This is a genomic window from Bordetella tumbae, from assembly GCF_965139195.1.
GTDB lineage: Bacteria > Pseudomonadota > Gammaproteobacteria > Burkholderiales > Burkholderiaceae_B > Bordetella_A > Bordetella_A tumbae.
In genome coordinates, this window is record NZ_CBCSJH010000058.1 from 1 (window position 1) to 24,259 (window position 24,259).

Genomic DNA, 24,259 nt, shown 5'->3' on the forward strand with positions numbered 1-24,259 from the left:
TGCGAGTCGAAGCGGGGCAGTGACCGTGTTGGCGCGCCTCGTGGCTGAGCGAGTGGATACCGAAGGCAGCGCGAAGGCGCGGACGAGGTGAGCGAAGCGGTGTCGGACGCGCAGGCGGCCGACCAGTCACGTGAAGCGCCAACACGGTCACTGCCCCGCTTCGACGTCCAATAGCACTCATTCTCCCATCCTACCCGCTGACCGCCGCCAGTGGCTGCTCACGGCGAATCCCTCAGCAATCGCCGGCGCGTCGCTACGGTCTGATAGCACTCGCAGAATGTCTTGGCCAGCAGACTGAGCGGATTCCCCGAGGGATACACGAGATACGTTGAAAACACGATATCCGGCGCAAACGGTTTGATCGCGATGTTCAGAGATCGGAAACTATCGGCGACATCGGGATTGGCGATGCTGACGCCCAGGTTCAGATCCACCATGTGACAGATCGCGGCGGCAAAATGCGACTCGTAGGATAGTCGCCGCTGATCGCCTGCCGCGGCGAATACGGCGTCGATCACCTTGCGCATGGCGTCGTTGGGTGACAGCGAAAGGAATCGTTCGCCCGCCAGATCCTTGGGCGTCAAGGGACGGCGTTTCGTGGCCAGGGGGTGTTTGGTCGAGACGATGCAGACGCCCAGTGATTTGCTGGCTACATGATGGCCAATGCCCGGGTTGCTGAAAATGTCGGACGCGACACCAATGTCGCTATAGCCAGCAGCAGTCCATTGGCAGACCGTGATGGAGTCCGCCACATGCAGCGACACCGTGACGTCGGGAAATTTCTCTGCGAACAAGCGGATGGCCTCGGGGACGGTCACCAAGGCGGGAGACGGAACGGCCGAAATACGCAAATGCCCGGTCCCGCGCGTACGCAATGTCGCTGCAGACCGTTCCAGGCTGCGCAAGCCTGCGAATGTCAATTCGACATCGCGAAAGAAAACCTCGCCTTCCCGTGTGGGGATGAGTTTGCCCGCGATGCGTTCGAACAGACGCAAACCGATACGGCTTTCCAATTGGGCGATGACTCGGCTGACGTTGGGCTGGGTTGTGTTCAGGTCTTTGGCCGCCTGCGTCATGGACCGGGTCAGCATGACAGCGCGGAAAGTTTCGATCTGGCGGAAGTTCAGCATGGGTCATATCATTTTTGCATGACATCTGATGATAATTCAATTAGTCATATGGGTGGTGAGTGCCTACCATGGGCACATTGATGCAGCAGATCGGGGGGCTGCACAGACCTGACCCCCAATTTTGAGGAGTGCCCAATGAGCCTTCGGATAGGCGTGGATATCGGTGGATCCTTTGCGGATTTCGCCGTGTTGGATGAGTCGACGCGGACCATCCTGACCCTGAAAGTGTTTTCCCGCCCCGACGCGCCAGGCAGCGAGGTGTTGGCCGGTATTGAGCAGTTGAAAGCGCGGTATGCCCTCGACCCCGCACAGGTGTCGTATTTCACGCACGGCACGACCGTGGGGGTGAATGCGGTGGTGCAGCGCCGTGGGCTGAAGCTGGCGCTGATCACGACGCGCAATTTCGAGGACGTGCTGGATATCGGCCGCCTGAAGATCCCGGACATGTACCACCTGATGTCCAAACGTCCCGTGCCGCTGATTTCCCGTGACCGGGTTTTTGGGGTCGACGAGCGGATGTCCGCGGATGGACGCGTGGTGTCGCCCGTCGATGAGGCCAGCGTGCTGGCCGTGGCAGAGTCCTTGCGCGAGGCGGGCTGCGAAGGGATCGTGATATCCCTGTTGCATGCCTATCGTAATCCCGTCCACGAACTCGAGGTCAAGGCGATTTTGCAGCGTGCGCTGCCGGGAATGTTTGTGTCGTGCTCGCACGAAGTCTGGCCGATCATCCGGGAATACGAGCGTACGTTGACGGCGGTGATCGGCGGTTATGTGCAGCCGCGCGTGTCGCATTATCTGGAAAGCCTGCAGGCGGCCTTGCGCGAGAGCGGTGTTCCTGTTGACCTGAAAGTGACGAAGTCCAATGGCGGCGTCATGAGCGCAGAACATGGCAAGGCGAACTGCGTCCAGATGATTCTGTCCGGCACGGCGTCTGGGGTCATTGGCGCTGCGTATATCGCCAAACTGTGCAATATCCCGAACTGCATGAGCCTGGATATAGGCGGGACCACCGCGGATATCGCGTTGATCGTGGATGGCAAGCCGCAGTTCGCGACGGGCGAATACATCGGCGATTTTCAGATTCATATTCCTTCGGTTTCCGTATCGTCTGTGGGCGATGGCGGCGGCTCCATTGCCTGGGTCGACGATCTGGGCGTGTTGAAGGTAGGCCCCCAAAGCGCGGGCTCCACACCGGGACCTGTGTGCTATGGCAAAGGCGGGACACAACCCACCATTACGGACGCGTTTGCCGTGATGGGCGTGATCGGCTCGCAGCAACTGGGCTACAACGCCGTCAAAGTCGATGTCGATGCCGCGCGCCGGGCAATTGCGCCATTGGCCGAGCGTTTGGGAACGGATGTGCTGCGCACTGCCGAGGCCATCGTCAACGTGTCCGTATCGAGCATGTATGCGGGAGTCAGCCGAGTGATCTCGCGATTCGGTATCGACCCGCGAGTGTTTAACCTGATGCCTTTCGGTGGGGCGGGGCCGATGCTGGCCTGCTATCTGGCAAAGGCGCTCAAGGTGCAGAAACTGCTGGTGCCTACGACGCCAGGGGTGTTGAGCGCGTTAGGCGGTTTGATTGCCGATGTGAAGAACGATTTTGTTCAGACCACGTATTGCGATCTGAATTCGGGGACGCTGCCTGGACTGGCAGCGGCAGTCGGCGAGCTGGAGGCTCGGGCGCGTGAATGGTTGGTGGCTGAGGTCGGCAGCGATAGCGGCGCCGAGATCGATGTCTCTGCGGATATGCGATATCGCGGCCAGTCGTTCGAGATCGATACGCCTATTCAGCGTGAATGGCTGGAGCAAGGTCAGATCGATAAATTGAGCCATGCTTTTCACCAAGAGCACGAGCGTCTATACGGGCATGGTGATGTGAGCGCCGGCGTTCAGGTCGTCGCGATACGCCTGGTGATTACGTATAGAACGCCTAAACCGGAATTGCGTCATATCGCCAAAGGCTCAGGAACGCCGATATCCGAATCTACCTTGCAAGTCTGGATGGAAGGCGAGTATCGGGATGTGCCGCTTTATCGCCGGGACAAATTGCTGGCCGGCCAGAGGTTCAGCGGACCGGCGATCGTGGCGCAAGACGATTGCACGACCTGCGTGCTGCCTGGTTTTGACGCCCACGTGGATGTCTACGGGAATCTCGAGCTTACAGCGCTTGAACTGAACTGAATCGGGCGAGGATCAAATGAATTTCGATAAAACGGTACTGCAGATTTTTGCCAACTACTGCGTAGCGGCCGCTGAAAGCATGGCGCATACCTTGATGCGTACGGCCCATTCGGCATTTGTGAAGGAAACGGAGGACTTCTCCTGCACGATCATGAACCTGGCGGGACAGACGTTTGCGTCGCCCAAGACTTTGGGAGCCACCTGGTACCCCGGCCTGGATTTCGGCAGCGTGATCCAGATGATCGAAGGCTACGAGCCGGGCGATATCTGCATGACGAACGATGCCTACAGTGGCTTTGTCGCGACGCACACGCCCGACATCATGATGTGGAAGCCCGTGTATTACCAGGGCAAAATTGTGTGCTTTGTCGGGGGGCATATCCACAATACCGATATGGGGGGCGCCGTTCCTGCCTCGTTGTCGCGTACCCTGACCGAGGTGCAGCAAGAAGGCATCCGTTTTCCGCCGACCAAGATCGTGCGCCGTGGCGAGCTCAATAATGAGTTGATGCGCTTGATGGAAATCAACGTGCGTTCGCCCGAACAGAATCGCGGCGATTTGCAGGCGCAGATCGCCATGCTGATGACCGGCGAGCGGCGCATTCTCGAGATCATCGAGCGATTCGGGTTGGAGACATTCCAGGATGGCGTAGAAGCCATGCTGGATTATTCCGAGGAACAGGCGCGCGCCATCGTGCGATCCATGCCTGATGGCGAATACTTCTTTGCGGAGTATGCGGACGAAGATTCGTTGAACGGCAAGCCTTTGCGCGTTGCGATCACGCTGCGTATCCAGGATGGCAGTCTGGAATTCGATTTTTCGGGCAGCGACCCGCAGTTGAACTCATCGCTGAACATGCCTACCGGCGGCAAAGAGCGTCATGTGTTGGCCTTGGTCGGCCTGAACTACGTGCTGTATTCCTTGAATCCGGACATCCTGCTCAATGCAGGGATGTTGCGCGTCGCCCGTTGCATTTTGCCGGAAGGGTCGGTGGTCAATCCTTTGCCTCCCGCCGCTGTGGGAATGCGCAGTTTGACGTGCAAAGTCGTGCAATACGCCACGATGGGTGTGTTTTCGCAGGTTGTGCCGGATCGTTTGCCTGCGTCTCCGGCTGGCGGCATGAGCATTGTGAACGTCAAAACCACAGATCGCTCGGGCAAGAACATCATTGCTGCTATTGGACCTGTAGGCGGCGGCGCGGGCGGTGATCCCTGGAGCGATGGGGTCGATGCGTCGGGCGCGATTGTGGCGTTCTTGCGTAATACGCCGGTAGAGATCAATGAGACCGAGGTGCCGATTCGGATTACCCGCTACGGCATGGTCCCTGACAGCGGCGGGCCCGGAAAGTATCGCGGAGGACTGGGGACCTCGATGGAGTTTCAGGTCTTTACGCCCAACTCGGCGGTCACGGCACGCAATCGTGATCGCTCGCGCTTTGCGTCCTGGGGCGTGCTGGGGGGTAAGGCCGGTACGGTGTCGAAATTTACGCGCAATCCTGGCACGCCGCACGAAGAGGATCTGGGCGTCAACGATTTCATTCAATGTCAACCTGGTGATGTGATTCGATTGGATGGCTGCGGAGGTGGTGGTTATGGCTCGCCCTTTGAACGTGATCCTCAGCAAGTGCTGCACGATGTGCGCTGCGGTTATGTGTCGGTCGACAATGCTCGCGAACAGTACGGCGTGGTGATCGACGGTGACGAAGTCCGCCGCGACGAAACCAAAGCGCTGCGCGCTCAGCTATCCGCAGGTCAGACTCCGAGCGGCGCGCACTATGACTATGGCGATGGCAGAACGGCGTTCGATTCGGTGTGGACGCCGGCCCGCTATGCAAAGCTGACTCAGCATCTGGCAGGTGTGGCGCCGATCTGGCGGCACTTTCTCAAGATAAAGATCTTTGACGCGGTGGACCAGCGAGTGCGGCAAGACGCAAGCGACACACGGCCTGAACTGATCGACGAGATCTTCGAGCAGATGCAGAAGGCCTATCCCCAATTGCAAGCCGCAGACGCGTGATGTCTGAGCGACTAAGAACTCTATCAGGCAGCTATTGTCATGCAACAACTGAAGCAAGCGCTTTTGCGGGTAGATACGGCTCAGTCACCACCGCCATCGGCAGATGTCGTGGTGATCGGAGCGGGTGCGGCGGGGATCGCGACGGCCTATGAGCTGACGCGATTAGGCGCCAGCGTCGCTGTGATCGAGAAGGGATGGGTCGCGGCGGAACAGAGCAGTCGAAATTGGGGCTGGTGCCGCACGCTCGGGCGGGATATCCGCGAGTTGGAGATGGCCAAGCTGAGTGTGGATCTGTGGCGTCATCTGAAAACCGAGACGGGCGCAGATGTGGGATTTCGCGAGACTGGCGTGGTGTTCGTCACGGATAACCCCAAGGAGTTGCAGACCTGGGAACGATGGCACGGCACGGCGTCTGCGCGCGGTGTCCCGTCGAAGATGTTGAGTGCGCGCGAAGCCAACGCCACGCATGCCTGGGGAAAATCCGCCTGGATAGGAGGGATCTGTACCGAAAGGGATGGCTATGCCGAGCCATCTCGGGCGATCCCGTTGTTAGCCCAGCATACGCAGGAGCAGGGCGCAAAAATCGTTCAGCAGTGTGCGGTCAATGAGTTGCTGATCGACGGCGGCCGTATTGCGGGCGTCCAGACAGAAAAGGGCGTTGTGCGGGCGAAGCAGGTGGTCTTGGCCGGCGGGGCATGGTCCTCCATGTTCTGCCGAAAGCATAGGCTGCGTTTGCCGATCCTGCAGGTGCACTCGTCGGCATCGAAGAGTCTGCAGTTCGACACCGGCGGCCGCTCGCCTGCGCGTGCGACGCAGTTCTCATTCCGTGACCGGGAGGATGGCGGCCTGACTCTGGCCAAGAGTGGACGCGGCACCATGCATGTGGTGCCCGATCTGCTGCGCTACGGGATGACGTTCCGGTCGCTGTATCAAGCCAGAAAAGCGAACGTCAACGTTTCGCTGGGGCGAAAGTTCTTTGCCCAGCTATGGGACGAGTTTCGCTATTTCTATTTGAACCAGTCGCCCTATACCCGTCATCGGATTCTCGACCCGAAGCCCGATATGAATCTGGTCAGAAGTGCCTACGAGGACGCGGCCGCTTTGTTTTCGGGCATGGGGCCGAATCTGATTGATCAGGCATGGGGCGGCGTCATCGACAACACGCCGGATGGCATTCCCATCATTTCGGATGTCTCGCGTCTGCCGGGCTTGTTTCTATGTACGGGCTTTAGCGGCCATGGTTTCAGCTCGTCGTTGGGGGCGGGACGAAGTCTGGCGCAATTGATGGTGCATGGGCGTGCCGAGATCGCGTTGGATGATTTTTCGTATGAGCGCTTGATAGACGGACGGCGCTTGCAACCCAGCATTCTGTATTGAATGGCCGCTGCCGCCATGGGGCGGCAGCTCGGCTTTTAAGCAGTGATCACGTCAACAAGGGGAATACAACGATGCGTTATAGCCGAAGAGCATTTTTGGGCACACTTGCCGCAGCACCTGCGCTGCTAGGAGGCGAAAGGCTGGCCTTGGCCGGGCCTGCCAATGCAGCGAATTATCCAGACCGTCCGATCAAATTCGTGGTGCCATTTTCAGCAGGCAGCAGTACTGATATCGCCGCGCGCGTTTATGCCGAGGTTGTGTCGAAAGCCATCAAGGGCGCGTCCGTGGTGGTCGAAAACCGTGCAGGTGCAGGCGGCAATCTGGGCGCCAATGTCATCGCACGCGCCGATCCGGATGGTTATTCCCTGTTGTATAGCGCGGCGACACCGTATGTCATCGCGCCGTTCGTGTATGCCGATCTGCCTTATGATCCTGCGCGGGATTTTGCCCCTATTGCGGTCACGATCAGCGTGCCGGTGTTTGTGGTGGTCTCGGCCGAGAGCAAGATACACAACCTGGATGATCTGGCCGCGCATATCAAGGCAAATCCCCAAACTGACAGCTATGCCTCGAACGGTGTGGGGACTTCCAGCCATATCATCTGCAAGAGCCTGGCGACGGAACTGGGATATCCCGATCTGTTGCATGTGCCGTACAAGCAAGGCTCTCAAGGGGTGATGGCGGATGTCATCGGCGGGCGGCTCACGTATGCGGTGGATCCGTGGTCCGTGGTGGGGCCCATGGTGCAGTCCGGGCGTTTGCGGGCGATAGCCACGACCAATGGTGAGCGGCTCTCTGTGGCGCTCGATATTCCGACGCTGAGCGAGCTCTTGAAGAAAGACTTCACGATTGTGACGTGGAACGGACTGTGGGCACCGACGGGAACGCCGCAAAGCATCGTGGACCGCTTAGGGCAGGCTTTCGAGGCTGCGCGGGATAACAAGCAGCTGGTGGAAAATTTCGAACGCCAGGGCACTCCGCTCATGCCAAAGATGTCTCAGGCAGAGACGGCTGCCTTTATGGCGCAGGAAAGCCAACGCTGGAAGAAACTGGTCCAGGTCGCGGGCATCCACGTTTAAAGGGTTTGCGTTACGCCGATACCACTGCCCGCTTTTCGCGGGCAGCATCCCGCAGATGCGTAAGCATCATGGTGGAGGCTTTTTCCAGTTGCCCCGCCAGCAGCAGATCAATCAATACCAAGTGTTCCTCGCAACGGCGCAACGCCTGTTGCCGGTCCACGGCTTTACGGTATTCCATCAGCCGGCGAACGCGGTTGATGCGTCGTAGTGAATCCAGAATAAAAGTGTTGCCGCAGCACGCCGCAATGGTTTCGTGCAGCCGTGTGTTGGCGTCGAAAATCTGCGCCGGCGATACATGATGCACCTCGCCGTTGACCAGGGCTTGTTGCTCCTGGCGGCATTGTTTCAGCCCAGCGTCGTCGATGCGGAACGTGGGTTCCAGAATCGCGGCCGGCTCGACCAGGATGCGATATCGATAGCTGTCAGCATAAGCGACTGACGACGTCATGACCTCGGTAAAGGCCCAGCCGTGGCCAGGCAGCCGTTCCATCCAACCCTCGTTTGAAATGCGGCGCAGGATGTCGGTGAGCTGGCTGCGCGTGACGTCGTAGCGGCGCATCAATTCATTTTCAGAGACTCGGGCGGGCAGCTTGCCATCGAGCCGTTCCTGCGCAATGCGAAGGTAGAGGTCTTCCTGGTCGGACGTGCTGATCAGGGCCGCGGGTTTGACCTGGAGCGCGCCTGCACCAACGACGAATCCGCCGTCGGGATGGGGATCGATCAGGGCTTGGTCGGCTAATTGCCGCAGCGCGGTGCGCACCGGGGATCGAGACACCCGCAGTGCTTTGGCCAGACTGCGTTCGGACAAACGTGTCCCTGCCGGCATCGACTGGGCATTGATCCGCTGAAGGATATCGGTGGCGAGTTGAGACTGAAGGGATTGGGACATGCGCTCAATGGAAAGGGAATGCCTGCCTATCGTATCTCAGCGTCAGCGAGAGGCGCACGTTGATGACGCCGGGTTCGGCCGGGGCGATGGTTCGGTTTCAAAATTTGCTTGCGCCGGGATTTGAATGAATGGTACTTTATATTAACAAAAGACCAATCGATCGTTTCCAAGGTCGATGCCCCCCGGGGCGCTCAGCCGAGAAACCTCCCCTGATCAGGCAGTTCACATGTCCTCTGTTGTGACCGTTTTGCCAGCCCATGCCTGTGATTGCCACGCGCATGTGTTTTGCCCCGAGCGCTATCCCTATGACGCCGGCAGGGCTTATACCCCCGCGGCAGCACCGCTCCAGGCGTTACGGCAGTGGCAGTCCTCGTTGGGCATTGAGCGAACGGTGCTGGTGCAGCCTAGTTGCTACGGACTGGACAACCGCGCCATGTGCGAGGCATTGCGAACGTTGGGCGTGGAGCGGGCTCGTGGCGTTGCAGTCGTGGATCCCGCCGCCGTGTCCGAATCGGAGCTGGATGCGTTGCAGGACTTGGGGGTGAGAGGCGTGCGTTTGAATTTTCATGTGCATGCCGGCATGGATCCGTCGGTGTTGATTCAGGATTTCCAGGCGGCAGCAGATCGGATCAGCGGGCGTGGTTGGCATGTGCAATTGCACGTCGATAGCGATACGTTGGCTGTGTTGGCGCCGGTGTTGCGGAACGCGAAAGTGCCTGTCGTACTGGATCATTTTGGCGGCGGCGCAGCATCAATGAAGACGCTGGCCTCGCTATTGCCCTGCCATCATGTGTGGATGAAGCTCTCGGCGCCATATCGGGTGTCGCAGGTGGCCGAGTACGCCGACTTGGCGCCCATGGTGCACCAGTGCCTGGAGATCGCGCCGGATCGCCTGGTATGGGCATCCGATTGGCCGCATACCGGCGGTAATGGCCAGCGCAAGGGCGCCGTGACGGAGATCGAGCCGTTTCGAAAGGTGGACGTGGCGGCCACGCTTGCGTTGCTACGCGAGTGGGTCTCGGACACGCAGCAGTTCAACGCGTTGATGGTCGACAACCCCGCGCGTCTCTATGGTTTTGAAATTTGATTTGGCTATGTGTCTGTGCAGGTGAGCGTTATGCACGGGCAGTTTTTAAAGGAATGTACTCATGATCAAGACAAACTCCAACGCGGTGCTGATCCAGCCGGAAACCGTTCAAAAACATGACCGGGGAGGTGGCGCGAGTACGACGCCGCTGGTCACGCGCGGCGTCGGTGCGACCGCGTTCATTACCGGCTACACCGAGTTCCAGGGCGGGGCGCAGATTCCCTTTCATCATCACAACTGCGAGGAAAGTGTGATGCTGGTCGAGGGCAGTGCGATCTTTGACATCGATGGCGAGGAATTCGCCGTCAAGGCGCAGGACGTCACCTTTATTCCGCCAGGGGTACCGCATCGATTTCGTAACGCGTCGCAGACCGAGCCCATGAAGATTCTGTGGATTTACGGCTCGCAGAATGCCACTCGCACATTGGTGGACAGTGGCGAAACTCGGCCCATTGCGGCGGAGCATGGCCGCCAAGGCTAATTGCCTGGGACCGCCCTGGGCGGCGTGAATGGTCGCGGTGCCTGGGTCGTTCAGGGGGGCGTTGCGCATGACGCTGCAAGCACGACAAATCAGTGGTTATTTTTAGGATAGGAAGATGAAATTCTTGGTGCTGCCCGGTGATGGTATCGGGCCCGAAATTGTCGAAGCCTCGGTCAACGTGCTCAAGGCCGCGGATCAGCGCTATGGCCTGGACCTCTCTTTCGTGTACGAGGATGTGGGCTTTGTCAGCCTGGAAAAGCATGGCACAACGCTGCGCGAAGAGGTGCTGCAGGGCGCGCGCGCCTACGATGGCATTATTCTGGGCACGCAATCGCATGCGGATTATCCTGCGCCGGAAAAGGGCGGGCGCAATATTTCAGGGGCGTTTCGCGTGGGCCTGGATCTGTACGCCAACGTTCGCCCGGCACGCACGCGTGACAGCATCCCCAGCAATATGCGCGCGGGCCGCCAGATGGATCTGGTGATCATGCGCGAGGCGACCGAGGGTTTCTATCCGGATAGGAATATGGCGCGCGGTTGGGGCGAAATGATGCCGTCGCCCGATATGGCATTGTCCGTACGCAAGATCACGCGTCATTGCAGCGAGCGTATCGCTCGCCGCGCGTTCGAACTGGCGATGAAACGCCGAAAAAAAGTGACGGCTATCCACAAGGCAAACAGCTTTCATATGACGGACGGGTTGTTCCTGGAGTGCGTGCGCAACGTCGCAGCGGAGTTTCCTGAGGTCGTATTGGATGATCTGCTGGTCGATGCTTCGACCGCGCATCTGGTGAAATCGCCGGAGCGCTTTGACGTGTTGGTGGCCGAGAATTTCTATGGGGATATCCTCTCCGATCTGGCCAGTGAGCTGTCGGGCAGCCTGGGCCTGGCGGGTTCGGTCATGGCAGGCGATGAGCTGTGTTGTGCACAGGCTCAACATGGCTCGGCGCCCGACATTCAGGGGCAGGACAAGGCCAATCCTACGTCCATGATTCTGTCGGTGGCGATGCTGTTGGATTGGGTGGGCGAGCATCGCCAATTGGAAAACTACGCAAAGGCCGGGCAGGCGATTCATACCGCCGTTGATCGGGTGTTGGACGATCCGGCTACGCGTACGCCGGATATCGGCGGCAGCATAGGGACTCGAGCGTTTGGCGCCGCAGTGGCCAAACAGTTGTGAATCTGAACTAAGCGTATCGCCGGCAAGGTGGACGTTCGAGTCACCTGTCGGCCGAGCGAGGAGACACCGATGAATATTGCACGTTTGCGTGCGGCATTATGTGCTGCACTGGGGATGGTTGCGCCTGTTGTGGCGATGGCGGGTAATGGGCCAGACGGTTATCCGGCACGCCCGGTGACGGTGGTCGTGCCGTTTTCTCCGGGAGGCGGCAGCGACAATATCGCGCGTTATATCGCCTCGCGTTTGAACGACAGGATAGGCGCCAGCGTGATTGTGGAAAATCGTCCCGGTGCGGGCACCAATATCGGCAACGAGTTCGCTGCACGTGCGGCGGCCGATGGCTATACGTTGTTGTTCGGCCAGGTGACTTTGTCTATCAATCCGTTCCTTTATCCCAAGCTGCGTTATGACGTGGCGAAGGACTTCACTCCCGTTGCCCATATCGCGAACTCGCCGACAGTGCTTTTGGTCAGCGCGGCCAGTCCTTTCAAGGACGTCAAGGCGTTTGCCACGTATGCCAGACAACATCCTGGCGAAGTCAACTACGGCTCTGGCGGTGCGGGGACCTCGGTGCATTTGGCCGGATATCTGTTTGCATCGCAGAACGCGCTCGATATGCAGCATGTGCCCTACAAAGGTAGTGGGCCTGCGATGGTGGATCTGATTGGCGGGCAGATACAGGCCATGTTCGACACCGCACCCTCAGCAGTGCCACAAGCCGCAGGCGGCAAGGTGAAGGTACTGGCGGTGACGGGCGATCAGCCGCTGGAGGCATTGCCTGGCGTGCCCACGTTTGCCCAGGCGGGGTATCCGCAGTTCAACGCGCCGGTCTGGTATGGATTGTTGGCGCCGGCAGGGGTGGCCAAGCCCATCGTGTCATATTTGAATCAACAGGTGAACCTCATTCTGGACGAACCGGAAACCCGGCAACGTCTGGCGCAGCTGGGATCGGTGCCTGTAAAAGGCAGCCCAGAGGCATTCGGGCAATTTATCGCGCAGGAGTCCGATCGCTGGCGCGCCGTGGTGCAGAGTGCCGGGGTGACGAAGGACTAGGCTGAGGCGGCGAACTCAAATACGGTAAAGTATCTGGATTAGTCCGTGCGCAAGCTCGTTTTCCTCAAGGCCCCTCCAATAATGAAGCAGTCTGATCCCCCCCGCCGCCTGATTGTGGGCATTACCGGTGCGACCGGGGTGATTTATGGCATTCGCGCGTTACAAGTATTGCGCGAACTGGGCATCGAGACGCACCTGGTGGTGTCGCGGGCCGGGGAAATGACGCGCGAATACGAAACTCAGCTGAGCCGGCGTGATTTGCACGCCCTGGCAGATGTCGTGTATCCCATTAATGATGTAGGGGCGGCAATTGCCAGCGGGTCATTTCGCACGATGGGCATGCTGATTGCCCCGTGTTCGGTACGCAGTTTGGCCGAGGTCGCTACCGGTGTGACGACGTCGCTGCTGACGCGCGCAGCCGACGTGGTGCTGAAAGAGCGCCGTACCCTGGTGATGATGGTGCGCGAGGCGCCGCTGCATGCAGGTCATCTGCGTAATATGCTGACGGCAACGGAGATGGGGGCGATCATCCATCCCCCTGTCCCGGCGTTTTATACGAATCCCAAGTCCATCGAGGACATTGTGGATCAATCGTTGGGACGCGCGCTGGATTGTTTTGGCTTGGACATGCCCAATATGCCGCGCTGGGGCGAGGTGCCGAATGCGGTGGAGATCGGCGATATCGATGACGATGACGATCAAGCCGATCAAGACTCAAAACGGTAGCCTACGCCGTAGATGGACTGTACCCAATCTTCTGCACCGGCCTGAGCAAGCTTGCGCCGCAGGTTTTTGACGTGGCTGTCGACAGTACGGTCGGTCACCACGCGGTGATCCATGTACAGGTGGTTCATCAGTTGATCGCGTGAATACACCCGTCCGGGCTCCGCGGCCAGGGTGCGCAGCAAACGGAATTCTACTTGCGTCAAGCCCAGGTCCTGGCCGTTTGCGCTGGCGCGCAGCGCCGAGTCATCTATCGCCAATCCCGGTGTCGCGCTCGACGACGGCTTGCGTTGATAGCGCCGCAGTACCGTATTGACGCGAGCGACGACTTCACGGGGGCTGAATGGCTTGCAGATGTAGTCGTCTGCACCGACCTCCAGGCCCAAGAGACGATCGATTTCCTCGACCCGCGCGGTGACCATGATGACGGGTGTGTCGGAGATGGCGCGCAGATCCCGGCAGATGTCGATACCGTCGCGGTTGGGTAGCATCAAGTCCAATAACACCAGGTCAGGACGATGCTGTTGATAGGCTTTGACGACCTCGGCGCCGTCATAGACCTGATGGCATTGGTAGCCTGCAGCCAACAGATAGTCGCGCAAGACGGCGGAGAGTTGCGGTTCGTCTTCGACAATCAGAATCAGGTTTTGGGACATGGTAGCGATCAGGCCAATGTCGGGATATGAATGGTGATGCGCAGCCCGCCCCGCGGCGAGGCGGACGCCTCGATGCTGCCTTCGTGTGCCTGGACGATATTGCGGCAAATTGCCAGGCCCAGGCCGCTGCCGCCGCTGGCACGGTTGCGCGAGGCCTCTACCCGATAAAAGCGCTCGAACAGGCGGGGGAGTTTGTCGGCATCGACGCCGGGCGCGCTGTCTTGAAAAACGACTTTGATCTGGCCATCTTGTGTGGTGCATTGGACCTCGACGACGCCACCGGCGTCCGTGTAGCGCAGGGCGTTTTCGAGCAGATTGCCAAACAGTTGTTGCAGCCGGCGCTCATCGCCTTCGACGCGCTCCAGATCGGGGTCAATGTGCCACCGTAATGTCAGGCCGGCGCTTTCAAAACGGCTTTGCATGGACAGCAATGTGGCCTCCAGCAAAGTGGCCAGCGACAGGGGAACACGGCGATACGTCAGCGCGCCGATATCCGTGAGCGACAGGTCATGCAGGTCATTGACGAGTTTGCCCAGTTGCTGGATCTGTTGTTCCAAGGGCAACAGCGAGGCCGGTGTCATGGGCCGGATACCGTCCTGGATCGCCTCGACTTCGGCGCGCATGACGGCCAGCGGGGTACGTAATTCATGTGAAATGTCAGCCATGAAATGACGCCGTGCTTGCTCGGTATGTTCCAAGGTGTTGGCCAATTGATTGAAGTTGCGCGCCAAGCCGCCCAGTTCGTCTTTGGCCATGCGCCGTACCCGGGTGGTGTAGTCTCCTGCGGCCAGGCGATGGGTGGCCGCGGCCAGGCCGTGAACGCGTTGCAGTAACGCTCTGGACAACAGCCAGGCGAGCAACGCTGCTGTCAATACGGAGAACAGGCCAATCAGCCACCACATCTGCAGTTGCGACTCGTAGAAACGTACATCGCCTGCGGAAACGGCTTGTTGAAAGGGCACGAGCGCCATCCATCCCACCGTGTTTCCGTTTACGGTGACAGGACGCAGGATAGAGCTGCGATTGGCATCGGGGTTGCCAACGATGAATGAATAATCGCGATCCAATAGTGCAAAGCGCAGGACGGCACCTGTTTGATCGGACACTGGAGGGGCGAGCCGGGTCTGATCCGGCATGGGATCGGGACGCATGAATTCAAACCAGGGCTGCAGGTCGTCGGTGCGTAGAAAGTCCCAGCTGCCATGGGCCTGATAGGCTTGGGCGATGCGTGGTATGACCGACAACATGCGGCTTTCGCCTTGTTCGTTCAGATAGCCCAGAAAGCCGCGCTGGAAACTGATGCGCGAGGCAAAGTTGTTGATCAGCAGCACGATCGCGCACGAGGCGAGTACTGCCAGAAACAACTTGGAGGTGATGCCGAGCTTCATAGTCGGGCGTGGAAAGATGGGCATAAAGCGAAATTTTGCACCATGAAGCGGGAAAAGCCACGTTTGGGCCGAGAAATCCACATTTGCTGCACACTCGGTACACTGGTGGTCCGGCCCCATACGGACGGATACCCCACCTATAACGAGAATGCCATGAGACATACACCCGCTATCCTGAGTGTTGCGTTTATCTTTTCGTTGGCCAACGCCGGTGCCTGGGCACAGCAGCCGGTGCCTGCCAAAACTGCGGATGCTGTAGCGACCAATAAAGCTGCCGCTGCGGCGCCCGCACGTGATCCGTTTTTCTGGCTGGGAGAAATCAACAAAGCGACGGCAGTGATCAATACCGACGAGGGGCTGTTGGACAAAGCCCTGGGTGCTCGCCTGGCTGCAGGTGTTGCCCAGGTCATCAACGACGGTAATCAACCCGGCGCGAAACGGCCCTCGACGGTGATTACGTTTGAGCCACTCTTGATCAAGGCAGCAGGGCAGGACATCACGCTGTTGCATGCCGGGCGATCCAGCCAGGATATGCATGCCACTTTTCGCAGTGCGATTCTGCGCGACAAACTGCTGGAGCTGGCCGATCAGTTGAATGCTACTTCGACAACGCTGGTGAATTTGGCGGCCAAACATGCCGATACCGTCGTGCCCAACTATACGAACGGCGTCGCGGCGCAGCCCAATAGCTACGGCCATTATTTGCTGGGTCATGCGGCGGGCCTGGATAGAGATGCGCAGCGTATTCGTGAGGCCTATGCGCGAATTGACCGTTCTCCCATGGGGACGACCGTACTCAATGGCACGAGCTGGCCGTTGGATCGCAAGCGCATGGCCCAGTACCTGGGCTTTGAGGCGGTGGTGGACAACGCCTACGATGCGGCGCAGATATCGGCGATGGATCAGCCGGTCGAGGTGGGCGCTATCGTCACCAGCATCGCCTTGCATACGGGCAACTTTATCGAGGACGTGATGACGCAATATGCGCAGCCTCGGCCCTGGATTCTGCTGCAGGAGGGCGGCGGCAATACCTATGTATCGAGCGCGATGCCGCAGAAACGCAATCCCGGTTTGTTGAACAGCACGCGCAGTGACGCCTCGACGGCGGTGACCTTGGCGATGGGGCCGGTGTGGCAGACGCATAACATTACGCCGGGGATGAGCGACCCGAAAGACGACAAGCAGAATGCCGCCATGGTCGATAGTGCCATCGTCGTATTGAAGCGCTGGGATCGCGTCTTGAAAGCCCTGGTGGTCAGTCCGGAGCGGGCGTTGGAAGAGCTCAATAGCGATTGGACAGCGTCCCAGGAGCTGGCCGATGTGCTGATGCGCAAATACAAGCTGCCATTCCGGGTCGGGCATCACTTCGCCTCAGAGGTGGTGGACTATGCCAAGACCAATAACATCAAGCCCCTGGATTTCCCGTATGAACAGGCTCGCCGGATTTACGCTGAGGCGGTGAAGGGCACAGAATATCCCGCCGAGTTGCAGATGAGCGAAGCCGAGTTTCGCTCGACGCTGGACCCGGTGGCGATTGTGAAAAACCGCCAGACCTCCGGCGGCCCGCAGCCGGCGGAAATGCAACGGATGCTGAAAGAGGCGAATGAGCGCTTGACGGCCCAGGCCGCATGGATACAGGCGCGCCGCGATCACATCAAGAATTCTCTGGCGGATCTGGATCGGCAATTCGATCAGTTGGCAGCGAGTGCGCGGGCGCAGTGATTGAGGTGCGTGCCAACCCGACATCTAGGCGGGTTGGCCGGGCCCTCATAGGGTCGGGATAGCCGTGCTGAGGAGAGTTGGTGAGAAATGAGGGGGCCGGACGAGGTTTTTAGTTAACTAAAATTCGTGCTTGGCAATGGCGTGAAATTTGTCATATGACATGGTTTTCCCAGTAATATGACGGCTTACGACGCCGCATTGCAGGAGAAAACCTTGAAAGCCAGCCCCACCGCCCCGACGAAAAAAAAGACGCTTTCGTCTCAGGTTGCGGACGAGCTGCGTGCCCAGATCGAAGGCGGTATCTACGCGCCGGGCGACAAACTGCCGACTGAGCAAGTCCTGGTGGAGAAATTCGGCTTTAGCCGGACAGTGATCCGCGAGGCCGTGGCGACCCTGCGCGCCGATGGCTTGCTAGAGTCCCGCCAGGGCGCTGGCGTGTTTGTGCTCGGGCCGCAGCAGTCGGATGAAACCCTGACCTTGTTTTCGCACGCCAGTGAAAAAATCTCGGACATCATCGAGGAACTGGAGTTGCGTATCGGTATCGAGGTAGAGGCGGCCGGTCTGGCCGCTGCTCGCAGCTCACCGGCGCAAGAGGCGGCGATTCAGGCGGAATTGGACCAATTTGCACAGTTGATCGCCGAGGGAAAATCGACCGATGAATCGGATTTTCGATTTCATATGGCAATCGCTGCGGCTACGAATAACAGCCGATTCAAGACCTTTCTGGAACACATCGGGCGCCGCATGATTCCACGGGTCAAGCTGCGTACGGTAATGGGAGGCGTCGATCCGCTGCCTAGCCGGGATCACACGATATTGGCCGAACACGAGGAAATCGCCGATGCGATTTTCGCCAACGATGTGGATCGGGCGCGGGACGCCATGCGGCGCCACTTGTTGATTGGGATACAGCGCTATCGCCTGTTGACCCGGCGTAGTACGCACCCCACACCAATGGAAGTCGATTGACTTGTTTTCAAAATTCATAATATGATTTGTTCCAGATTCATATTATGACCTAGTGAGGATCACATGAAACCGCAAGAACTCAAGACCCGCATCGCCTCCGGATTGTTGTCGTTTCCCGTTACCCACTTCAAAGACGATTTCAGCTTGAACCTGGACAGCTACCAGGAACACGTGGGCTGGTTGTCGGGGTATGACGCCGCTGCGCTGTTTGCTGCGGGCGGCACCGGTGAAATGTTCTCCTTGACCCCCGAGGAAATCGGTGAGGTCACCCGTGCCGCCAAGTCGGTTGCTGGTAATGTCCCCATTATTTCTGGCTGCGGCTACGGCACCGCTATCGCCAAAGACATCGCCCGCCGTGCCGAAGACGCCGGCGCCGATGGCCTGCTGCTGTTGCCGCACTACTTGATGGAAGCTCCCCAAGAAGGGATCTACCAACACGTCAAGGCTGTGTGCGATTCGACCAGCCTGGGCGTCATCATTTACAACCGCGCCAACTCGGTGGCGACGGCTGATACCGTGGCTCGTCTGGCCGATGCTTGCCCCAACCTGGTTGGCTTCAAGGATGGCACCGGCAAGACCGATCTGGTCCGCCACATCACGGCCAAGCTGGGCGATCGCCTGTCCTACATCGGCGGCATGCCGACGCACGAGTTGTTCGCCCAGGGCTTTAATGGTCTGGGTCTGAGCACCTACTCGTCGGCCGTGTTCAACTTTGTGCCCGAGCTGGCCCTGCGTTTCTACAACGCCCTGAACGCCAATGACAACGCGACCATGGCCAAGATCCTGGACGATTTCTTCTTCCCGTTCGCTCAACTGCGCGATCGCCAGAAGGGCTATGCCGTGTCGATCATCAAGGCCGGTGTTGAATTGATCGGCCACAAGCCGGGCCCGGTTCGTGCACCGTTGACGAATCTGACGGCACAAGAGAAAGAGCAGTTGAAGGCGCTGATCGAGCGCGCTGGCAAGTAAGCTGCCGCAAACCGCCTGTGTAAGCAGGCGCTGAAAAGCCCTCCGGTATAAAAAGCGGAGGGCTTTTTGTTTGAGTGGTGAGTCTGATCACGCGTTTTTGTTGCCGGGCCGTCCCCAAACAAAAAAGTGCGTGATGACCCTGTGTCTGAATTTTTTATCGAAAATACGTGTATCCGCATTTTCGATAAAACCGTCCGCTACGCTGCTGTCTCCGAATTCGCCTCAGATTGTGTTTCAGGCACCGAGTGTCTTGGCATCATTCCGATGCGCTGAGGTGAAATTTTTTTGTCTCGTAGAAATTGGAGAAGTCATGCGTGAACTCACTTTGCATGAGATATCAAGGGCTGATTGTGCGGGCGGGACGGCTGGCGTTGGTCCAGAGGGAGTGCATATCGCTGCCGCCGCCGTAGGCGCTGTGGGAACCACCGCAGGTTATATCATTGGCGGGTCGCTCATTGGTATGGTAGATCGGGTAGGGCTAGTGCAGGCGATGTCTTACGGTTGTGCGCTGCCGTTCGCCGCCGATTTGTATCTCGGGGGGGATCAACTGGGGCCTCGAATGGGCCGATCCGCCTTTATCGGGATCGTGTCGGGCTTGATAGGATCGATTTCTCACCACGAGGACCGTATCATCATGGCTCATTTTGTTATGCCCAAGCAGGGTGGCGCACCTCAGTTGGGTGGTGGTTGACACTTGGACGGAAGGCTTGGGCCGCGCCGATGTGCCGCAGCTGAGCCGCGATGCACATGTTGATGTGCAGTGCGGCTCAGTTATCGAGAGGGTCAGGGCTGCATGGGCGGGAAATAGCTCAGCGTGGCGCCGAGTATCCATAGCAGACCCAGCACCAGCGGGATATGCACCAGCAACTGCACGAACGTGAAACCGATCAGGTCTCGCGCTTTCAGACCCAGTACGCCTAGCAGCGGCAGCATGTAGAACGGGTTGATCAGATTAGGCAAGGCCTCTGCGGCGTTATAGATCTGTACGGCCCAGCCCAAGTGATACTGCAAATCGTTGGCGACTTGCATCACGTACGGGGCCTCGATGATCCATTTTCCGCCACCCGACGGAATGAAAAAGCCCAATATCGCCGAATACACACCCATCAGCAGTGCGTACGTATCGTGCGAGGCGATCTGTACGAAGAAATCTGAAATGTGGTGGGCCAGGGTGGAGCCATCGGCGCCCTGTACGGTCGTCATGATCGCGGCGATGGAGCCGTACAAGGGGAACTGAATCAGTACGCCGGTCGTGGTCGGCACGGCGCGAGCTACGGCGTCCAGAAAACTGCGCGGCCGCCAATGCAGCAGCGCACCTGCCATCAGGAACAGCAGGTTATAGGTGTTCAACCCTGAGATGGCCAGAATGGCTGGTTTGGTCGCGAATTCGTGCCAAAGCCAACCGCCTGCGAGCGCAACCAGAACGAGGATCAGGAACGGGCTGTACTCGAGCCATTCGCCCGGACGCGTGCGTTTGGGCAGCTCGGGCACCACGACGACCGGATCGATGCCGCAGGCTTCGGCGTCTTTGGCGCTCTGGTCGCCGGGCGCAGTCATGTACGACACGATGATGGAAACGATCACCAGGGCCAGGAGCATGATGCCCGACTGCCATAGGAAAATGGTTTCGGTAAAAGGAATCACGCCGGTGATGGCCAGTATCGACGGCGGCAGGCTGGCTGGATTGGCCTGCAATTGCGCTGCCGATGACGACAGGCCCAATGCCCACACCGCGCCCAAGCCCAGATAGGCGGCGGCGCCGGCGGCACGGTAATCCATTTTGATGTCCGTGCGGCGAGCCAGCGCCTTGACCAGCAGGCCGCCGAATACCAGACTCAATCCCCAGTTCAGCAGCGAGGCCAGCATGGAGATAAAGGCAACCCATGCAACGGCAGAGCGGCCATTACCGGGGACTCTCGCCAGAACGTCGATCAAGCGCGAGGCGGGTTTGGAGCTCGCCACTACATAGCCTCCGATCACCACAAACGCCATCTGCATGGTGAATGGAATCAGGCTCCAGAATCCATCGCCGAATGCTTTGGCCGCCGCAGTGGCGGGAGCACCCATCGCCAACGCGGCTACTACGACGATCAACACGGCAACCGTGGCGAATACCCAGGAATCGGGGAACCAGCGTTCTGCCCAACTGGCACAACGCATGGCGAACCGGGCAGACCGGCTTTCCTGTACTGAAACAGCCATACCAACATCTCCAATTACATAATTACTTTGTTTCCGCGCGCTTATTGCAGGGGCGATAGTCATGCCCCGGAAATCGCGCTTCGCGAATGTACATCAGAAAGTATTGTGCATATCGGAGATAGATATGACAAAAACGCTATAACGGACGATGCTGACTGCGCGTGAGGCGTGGCCGGCTTCATTGGGTTGAGCGTTACTTATAAAGCGCGTCTCGTATTTCTGCGGAAGCCCCTAAACGTTTTGACAGCTCTTGTGCATGACCCAGAATCAGGCTTTCGAAATGGGCCTTGTCAACGTGGTCCAAGCGCGCAGTAGGGCCTGCAATGGTCAGTGCGCCGACGAAACGGTCATCGTCTCCAACGATGGGCGTCGACCACGACGAGGTATAGGGGTCTCGCGCGCCCCGGGAATAGAGCGGCAGCCGTTCGTCATTCGGATATTTGCCTTGTGCCCAAATGGCAAAGACCCGGCCGGTGGACGATAGGTCCGGCGGCATGACTGTGCCCGCCAGGACTTGGCTGTGCAGGCCTTCGTGGGGTTGATGGCGAAACAGGCAGAGGCGGTGCCCCGGCTCTCCGGACTCTACGTAATAGGCTGCGCTTTCGCCCGTTTCTGCAGACAGCCGTTCCAGTACGGGCATGACGACGGCATCGAGGTCGAAACCGCGTTCATACACCCGTGCCAGGTACAAAATACGAGGTCCCAGGCTGTAGCGGCCGTCGATCTCGCGCACGACATAGCCACACCGGACCAGCGAATTCAACAGGCGAAAAATCGTGGTTTTGTGCAGGCTCATCCGTGCGGAAAAATCCGCCAGGGAAAGGTGCTCTGCACCGGGTTTGAAGCAGTCCAGCACACTTAATGCCCGCTCGACGGCGGTAACGCCATCATTGCTCATCAGCTGTTTTCCTATGTAGAGTCTCGATTGTTGTATAGAGTACAACGGAGTTGTACAAAAATACAATGGCGACATTCTTCATCCCAATCGAGGAGACACAAATGTCGAGCTCAATGTTGGTCGTGACTGCCCATGTCGGGGATTTCGTTTGGCGTTGCGGCGGCGCCATGGCCTTGCATGCACAGCGCGGTGTCCCTGTGCATTTGATCTGTCTGAGTTATGGCGAAAACGGCGAGTCCAACGCCGCTTGGCAAGGAGCGGCGCCGGTGGAGCGCGATGCGGTCAAGCAATTGCGGCGTGCCGAAGCAGAGGCGGCAGCCGAGATCCTGGGTGTTGCGTCATTGGATTTCTATGATCTGGGCGATTATCCCCTGCCCGAGTCGCCGGAGTCGGTGCAGCGGATTTCGCAAACCATGCGCGCGACCAAGCCCGCTGTGGTGCTGACTCACCCGGAGCACGATTCCTCGAATCTGGATCACTGCCGTACTTATGAAATGGTGCTGCGTGCTCGCATGCACGCGATGGCGCCTGGCCATGGGGCCGACCATGTCGTGCCGCCCCAGGTTCTGTGTTTTGAGCCGCATCAATCTGAATTGTGCGGGTTCAAACCCAATCTGCTGTTGGAAATCACCGCGGTCTGGGAACAGAAATGGCAGGCCATGCAAGCGATGCCGACGCAGCGCAATCTGTGGGCGTACTACGAGCGTGTGGCGTTGCAGCGCGGGGCTCAGGCGGGGCGGCGGGCCAAGAGTGCCGGCACGCTGTATGGCGAAGCCTATCAGAGCATTTTCCCTGCTGTGGTGCCCGCTTTCGTGGAATGAGCATCAGAGCATCGTTGCCGAGCACGTGCAGTACGAGAGACGGCTGCGTAAAGTCGGAGCAGATAGTTTTTTAGTCGCAAATCTACAGCAAAAAAATTCAGGAGGAGCATGATGCTGACAAAGAAAATCCTCGGCGCAGCAGCGCTGGTGTTGGGCCTGTTGCCCTTGGGCCAGGCCATGGCCGAGTATCCCGAACGTCCGATACGCATGGTGATTCCGTTCGCCGCGGGCGGTCCGGCAGATATGGTAGGACGCGAGTTCGCCATGTTGCTGGGCAAGGAGCTGGGGCAGCCCGTCGTGGTAGTCAATCTGGGCGGCGGTCATGGTGTGCCGGCATTGAACCAAGTGCTGGGTCAGCCCGCCGATGGCTACACCTTGTTGATGCCTGCGTCGGGCAATATGACGGTACCGTCGAAGGTGATGCAGGATAAAAAAGTCCTGGAGTTGTTGACGCCGATCAGCTTATTGACGCAGAGCCCGCATGTGTTGGTCGTGACGTCGAAATTGCCCGTGCACACGACGCAAGAGTTGATTGACTATGCCAAAGCGCACCCCGGTCAAGTCAACTTTGGTTCCGCTGGGGTAGGCGGTGTTGCGCATTTGGGCATGGAGCTGTTCAAGAGCCTGGCCAAGGTGGATGTCGTGCACGTGCCGTATCGCGGAACGTCGCAGGTGGTGACGGATCTGGCGTCAGGGCAGGTCCAGGCGCTGTTCAGCAGCATGCCGTCGTTGAAACCCATGATTGATCAGGGCTCTGCGAGGGCGCTGACGATGAGTGCGCCGAGTTCCGGTACCGATACGGCCAAACTGCCGGTGATTTCAGCGACCTTGCCCGGGATGGAATACACCACGTGGTATGGCTTGTTCGCCAAGGCCGGCACGCCGCCCGAGATCGTGGTAAAGCTCAATCAGGCCGTGGTGAAAACCTTGAAAAACCCGGAGCTCAACGAGAAATTCGATCCGCAAGGTGTTGAGTTTGTGTCGAGTAGTCCGCAAGAGCTGACGGATATCGTGCGTAGAGATACAGAAAAATGGACCAAGCTGATCAAGGACGCGAATATTCAGATTGATTGACGACAGGCCCGGCGGCATGGTGTCCGGGCCTGTCATCTGTTGAGGGCATATGCCATGAGGCTACCCCGGCATTGAGGTCATCCAGGTGTCCTAATCCCGGTTGCCTCGACCGCCTCCGTGGTCGCCACCACCGCCGCCATGGTTACCTCCTCCGCCACCACCTCGGCGCTCCTGTTGTGGGCGCGATTGCTGCTGACGTTGCGCTTGCTGCTGCTGTTGGCGGGCTTGCTGCTGGCGTTGCGCTTGCTGCTGCTGTTGNCGGGCTTGNTGCTGGCGTTGCGCTTGCTGCTGCTGTTGGCGGGCTTGCTGCTGGCGTTGCGCTTGCTGCTGCTGTTGACGGGCTTGNTGCTGGCGTTGCTC

At 58.9% G+C, this 24,259-nt stretch carries 21 protein-coding genes; 15 read left to right on the forward strand and 6 right to left on the reverse strand.

The window, feature by feature from the left end; all coding sequences use genetic code 11:
- Positions 1-218: 218 nt before the first annotated feature.
- Positions 219-1,130 carry a LysR substrate-binding domain-containing protein gene (locus ACNA0J_RS28310; protein ID WP_415807727.1) on the reverse strand — a complete coding sequence of 304 codons (912 nt, stop codon included), beginning with the start codon at positions 1,128-1,130 and terminating at the stop codon, positions 219-221.
- Between the two features lie 135 nt (positions 1,131-1,265).
- Here ACNA0J_RS28310 and ACNA0J_RS28315 point away from each other — a divergent pair, with 135 nt between their 5' ends.
- From ACNA0J_RS28315 to ACNA0J_RS28330, 4 genes are all read left to right on the forward strand, one after another.
- Complete coding sequence (locus ACNA0J_RS28315) at positions 1,266-3,314, forward strand: hydantoinase/oxoprolinase family protein (protein ID WP_415822297.1); 2,049 nt, start codon at positions 1,266-1,268, stop codon at positions 3,312-3,314.
- A 16-nt stretch (positions 3,315-3,330) separates the two neighbouring features.
- Positions 3,331-5,331: a hydantoinase B/oxoprolinase family protein gene (locus ACNA0J_RS28320; RefSeq protein WP_415822298.1), complete on the forward strand. Its 2,001-nt coding sequence runs from the start codon at positions 3,331-3,333 to the stop codon at positions 5,329-5,331.
- Between the two features lie 39 nt (positions 5,332-5,370).
- On the forward strand, positions 5,371-6,708 hold the full coding sequence (locus ACNA0J_RS28325; RefSeq protein ID WP_415822299.1) for an NAD(P)/FAD-dependent oxidoreductase: 1,338 nt from the start codon (positions 5,371-5,373) through the stop codon (positions 6,706-6,708).
- Between the two features lie 95 nt (positions 6,709-6,803).
- Positions 6,804-7,787, forward strand: a complete 984-nt coding sequence (locus ACNA0J_RS28330; RefSeq protein WP_415822300.1) for a Bug family tripartite tricarboxylate transporter substrate binding protein — start codon at positions 6,804-6,806, stop codon at positions 7,785-7,787.
- Positions 7,788-7,797: 10 nt separating this feature from the next.
- Here ACNA0J_RS28330 and ACNA0J_RS28335 read toward each other — a convergent pair whose 3' ends face one another.
- Complete coding sequence (locus ACNA0J_RS28335) at positions 7,798-8,676, reverse strand: GntR family transcriptional regulator (protein ID WP_415822302.1); 879 nt, start codon at positions 8,674-8,676, stop codon at positions 7,798-7,800.
- Between the two features lie 226 nt (positions 8,677-8,902).
- Here ACNA0J_RS28335 and ACNA0J_RS28340 point away from each other — a divergent pair, with 226 nt between their 5' ends.
- From ACNA0J_RS28340 to ACNA0J_RS28360, 5 genes are all read left to right on the forward strand, one after another.
- Positions 8,903-9,763, forward strand: a complete 861-nt coding sequence (locus ACNA0J_RS28340; RefSeq protein WP_415822303.1) for an amidohydrolase family protein — start codon at positions 8,903-8,905, stop codon at positions 9,761-9,763.
- Between the two features lie 61 nt (positions 9,764-9,824).
- Positions 9,825-10,244 carry a cupin domain-containing protein gene (locus ACNA0J_RS28345; protein WP_415822304.1) on the forward strand — a complete coding sequence of 140 codons (420 nt, stop codon included), beginning with the start codon at positions 9,825-9,827 and terminating at the stop codon, positions 10,242-10,244.
- A 115-nt stretch (positions 10,245-10,359) separates the two neighbouring features.
- A complete protein-coding gene (locus tag ACNA0J_RS28350; protein WP_415822305.1) occupies positions 10,360-11,424 on the forward strand; it encodes an isocitrate/isopropylmalate dehydrogenase family protein in 1,065 nt (354 codons plus the stop codon).
- A 69-nt stretch (positions 11,425-11,493) separates the two neighbouring features.
- Complete coding sequence (locus ACNA0J_RS28355; protein ID WP_415822306.1) at positions 11,494-12,477, forward strand: Bug family tripartite tricarboxylate transporter substrate binding protein; 984 nt, start codon at positions 11,494-11,496, stop codon at positions 12,475-12,477.
- Positions 12,478-12,558: 81 nt separating this feature from the next.
- Entirely contained in the window at positions 12,559-13,203 is a 645-nt protein-coding gene (locus ACNA0J_RS28360; RefSeq protein ID WP_415822308.1) for a UbiX family flavin prenyltransferase, read from the forward strand.
- Here ACNA0J_RS28360 and ACNA0J_RS28365 read toward each other — a convergent pair.
- Positions 13,185-13,856: a response regulator gene (locus tag ACNA0J_RS28365; protein ID WP_415822310.1), complete on the reverse strand. Its 672-nt coding sequence runs from the start codon at positions 13,854-13,856 to the stop codon at positions 13,185-13,187. The genes ACNA0J_RS28360 and ACNA0J_RS28365 overlap by 19 nt on opposite strands.
- Before the next feature lie 8 nt (positions 13,857-13,864).
- Positions 13,865-15,244: a sensor histidine kinase efflux regulator BaeS gene (baeS, locus tag ACNA0J_RS28370; protein WP_415822312.1), complete on the reverse strand. Its 1,380-nt coding sequence runs from the start codon at positions 15,242-15,244 to the stop codon at positions 13,865-13,867.
- Positions 15,245-15,397: 153 nt separating this feature from the next.
- Between baeS and ACNA0J_RS28375 the strand changes: the two genes are divergently transcribed.
- From ACNA0J_RS28375 to ACNA0J_RS28390, 4 genes are all read left to right on the forward strand, one after another.
- Positions 15,398-16,966 carry an argininosuccinate lyase gene (locus ACNA0J_RS28375; protein WP_415822314.1) on the forward strand — a complete coding sequence of 523 codons (1,569 nt, stop codon included), beginning with the start codon at positions 15,398-15,400 and terminating at the stop codon, positions 16,964-16,966.
- A 213-nt stretch (positions 16,967-17,179) separates the two neighbouring features.
- A complete protein-coding gene (locus ACNA0J_RS28380; RefSeq protein WP_415822316.1) occupies positions 17,180-17,935 on the forward strand; it encodes a FadR/GntR family transcriptional regulator in 756 nt (251 codons plus the stop codon).
- A 63-nt stretch (positions 17,936-17,998) separates the two neighbouring features.
- Positions 17,999-18,904: a 5-dehydro-4-deoxyglucarate dehydratase gene (gene kdgD, locus ACNA0J_RS28385; protein WP_415822318.1), complete on the forward strand. Its 906-nt coding sequence runs from the start codon at positions 17,999-18,001 to the stop codon at positions 18,902-18,904.
- A gap of 310 nt (positions 18,905-19,214) precedes the next feature.
- The gene (locus tag ACNA0J_RS28390; protein WP_415822320.1) at positions 19,215-19,595 is read left to right on the forward strand and encodes a hypothetical protein; all 381 of its coding nucleotides are present in this window, start codon (positions 19,215-19,217) and stop codon (positions 19,593-19,595) included.
- 92 nt (positions 19,596-19,687) lie between these two features.
- Here the strand turns inward: ACNA0J_RS28390 and ACNA0J_RS28395 are convergent, their stop codons facing one another.
- Both ACNA0J_RS28395 and ACNA0J_RS28400 read right to left on the reverse strand, forming a co-directional pair.
- On the reverse strand, positions 19,688-21,106 hold the full coding sequence (locus tag ACNA0J_RS28395; protein WP_415822321.1) for a short-chain fatty acid transporter: 1,419 nt from the start codon (positions 21,104-21,106) through the stop codon (positions 19,688-19,690).
- 193 nt (positions 21,107-21,299) lie between these two features.
- Positions 21,300-22,004, reverse strand: coding sequence for an IclR family transcriptional regulator (locus tag ACNA0J_RS28400; protein WP_415822323.1), 705 nt, complete (start codon positions 22,002-22,004; stop codon positions 21,300-21,302).
- A gap of 101 nt (positions 22,005-22,105) precedes the next feature.
- On the opposite strand from ACNA0J_RS28400, the gene ACNA0J_RS28405 reads away from it, so the two are divergent.
- Together ACNA0J_RS28405 and ACNA0J_RS28410 are read left to right on the forward strand one after the other, a co-directional pair.
- The gene (locus tag ACNA0J_RS28405; protein WP_415822324.1) at positions 22,106-22,825 is read left to right on the forward strand and encodes a PIG-L deacetylase family protein; all 720 of its coding nucleotides are present in this window, start codon (positions 22,106-22,108) and stop codon (positions 22,823-22,825) included.
- Positions 22,826-22,936: 111 nt separating this feature from the next.
- The gene (locus tag ACNA0J_RS28410; protein WP_415822325.1) at positions 22,937-23,899 is read left to right on the forward strand and encodes a Bug family tripartite tricarboxylate transporter substrate binding protein; all 963 of its coding nucleotides are present in this window, start codon (positions 22,937-22,939) and stop codon (positions 23,897-23,899) included.
- Positions 23,900-24,259: the final 360 nt, after the last annotated feature.

What these genes read in the sequence shown, in the direction of transcription:
- ACNA0J_RS28310 (WP_415807727.1), bottom strand. Translation starts at nt 1,130, where the DNA reads ATGCTGAACTTCCGCCAGATCGAAACTTTCCGCGCTGTCATGCTGACC.
- ACNA0J_RS28315 (WP_415822297.1), top strand. Translation starts at nt 1,266, where the DNA reads ATGAGCCTTCGGATAGGCGTGGATATCGGTGGATCCTTTGCGGATTTC.
- ACNA0J_RS28320 (WP_415822298.1), top strand. Translation starts at nt 3,331, where the DNA reads ATGAATTTCGATAAAACGGTACTGCAGATTTTTGCCAACTACTGCGTA.
- ACNA0J_RS28325 (WP_415822299.1), top strand. Translation starts at nt 5,371, where the DNA reads ATGCAACAACTGAAGCAAGCGCTTTTGCGGGTAGATACGGCTCAGTCA.
- ACNA0J_RS28335 (WP_415822302.1), bottom strand. Translation starts at nt 8,676, where the DNA reads ATGTCCCAATCCCTTCAGTCTCAACTCGCCACCGATATCCTTCAGCGG.
- ACNA0J_RS28340 (WP_415822303.1), top strand. Translation starts at nt 8,903, where the DNA reads ATGTCCTCTGTTGTGACCGTTTTGCCAGCCCATGCCTGTGATTGCCAC.
- ACNA0J_RS28345 (WP_415822304.1), top strand. Translation starts at nt 9,825, where the DNA reads ATGATCAAGACAAACTCCAACGCGGTGCTGATCCAGCCGGAAACCGTT.
- ACNA0J_RS28350 (WP_415822305.1), top strand. Translation starts at nt 10,360, where the DNA reads ATGAAATTCTTGGTGCTGCCCGGTGATGGTATCGGGCCCGAAATTGTC.
- ACNA0J_RS28355 (WP_415822306.1), top strand. Translation starts at nt 11,494, where the DNA reads ATGAATATTGCACGTTTGCGTGCGGCATTATGTGCTGCACTGGGGATG.
- ACNA0J_RS28360 (WP_415822308.1), top strand. Translation starts at nt 12,559, where the DNA reads ATGAAGCAGTCTGATCCCCCCCGCCGCCTGATTGTGGGCATTACCGGT.
- ACNA0J_RS28365 (WP_415822310.1), bottom strand. Translation starts at nt 13,856, where the DNA reads ATGTCCCAAAACCTGATTCTGATTGTCGAAGACGAACCGCAACTCTCC.
- baeS (WP_415822312.1), bottom strand. Translation starts at nt 15,244, where the DNA reads ATGAAGCTCGGCATCACCTCCAAGTTGTTTCTGGCAGTACTCGCCTCG.
- ACNA0J_RS28375 (WP_415822314.1), top strand. Translation starts at nt 15,398, where the DNA reads ATGAGACATACACCCGCTATCCTGAGTGTTGCGTTTATCTTTTCGTTG.
- kdgD (WP_415822318.1), top strand. Translation starts at nt 17,999, where the DNA reads ATGAAACCGCAAGAACTCAAGACCCGCATCGCCTCCGGATTGTTGTCG.
- ACNA0J_RS28390 (WP_415822320.1), top strand. Translation starts at nt 19,215, where the DNA reads ATGCGTGAACTCACTTTGCATGAGATATCAAGGGCTGATTGTGCGGGC.
- ACNA0J_RS28395 (WP_415822321.1), bottom strand. Translation starts at nt 21,106, where the DNA reads ATGGCTGTTTCAGTACAGGAAAGCCGGTCTGCCCGGTTCGCCATGCGT.
- ACNA0J_RS28400 (WP_415822323.1), bottom strand. Translation starts at nt 22,004, where the DNA reads ATGAGCAATGATGGCGTTACCGCCGTCGAGCGGGCATTAAGTGTGCTG.
- ACNA0J_RS28405 (WP_415822324.1), top strand. Translation starts at nt 22,106, where the DNA reads ATGTCGAGCTCAATGTTGGTCGTGACTGCCCATGTCGGGGATTTCGTT.
- ACNA0J_RS28410 (WP_415822325.1), top strand. Translation starts at nt 22,937, where the DNA reads ATGCTGACAAAGAAAATCCTCGGCGCAGCAGCGCTGGTGTTGGGCCTG.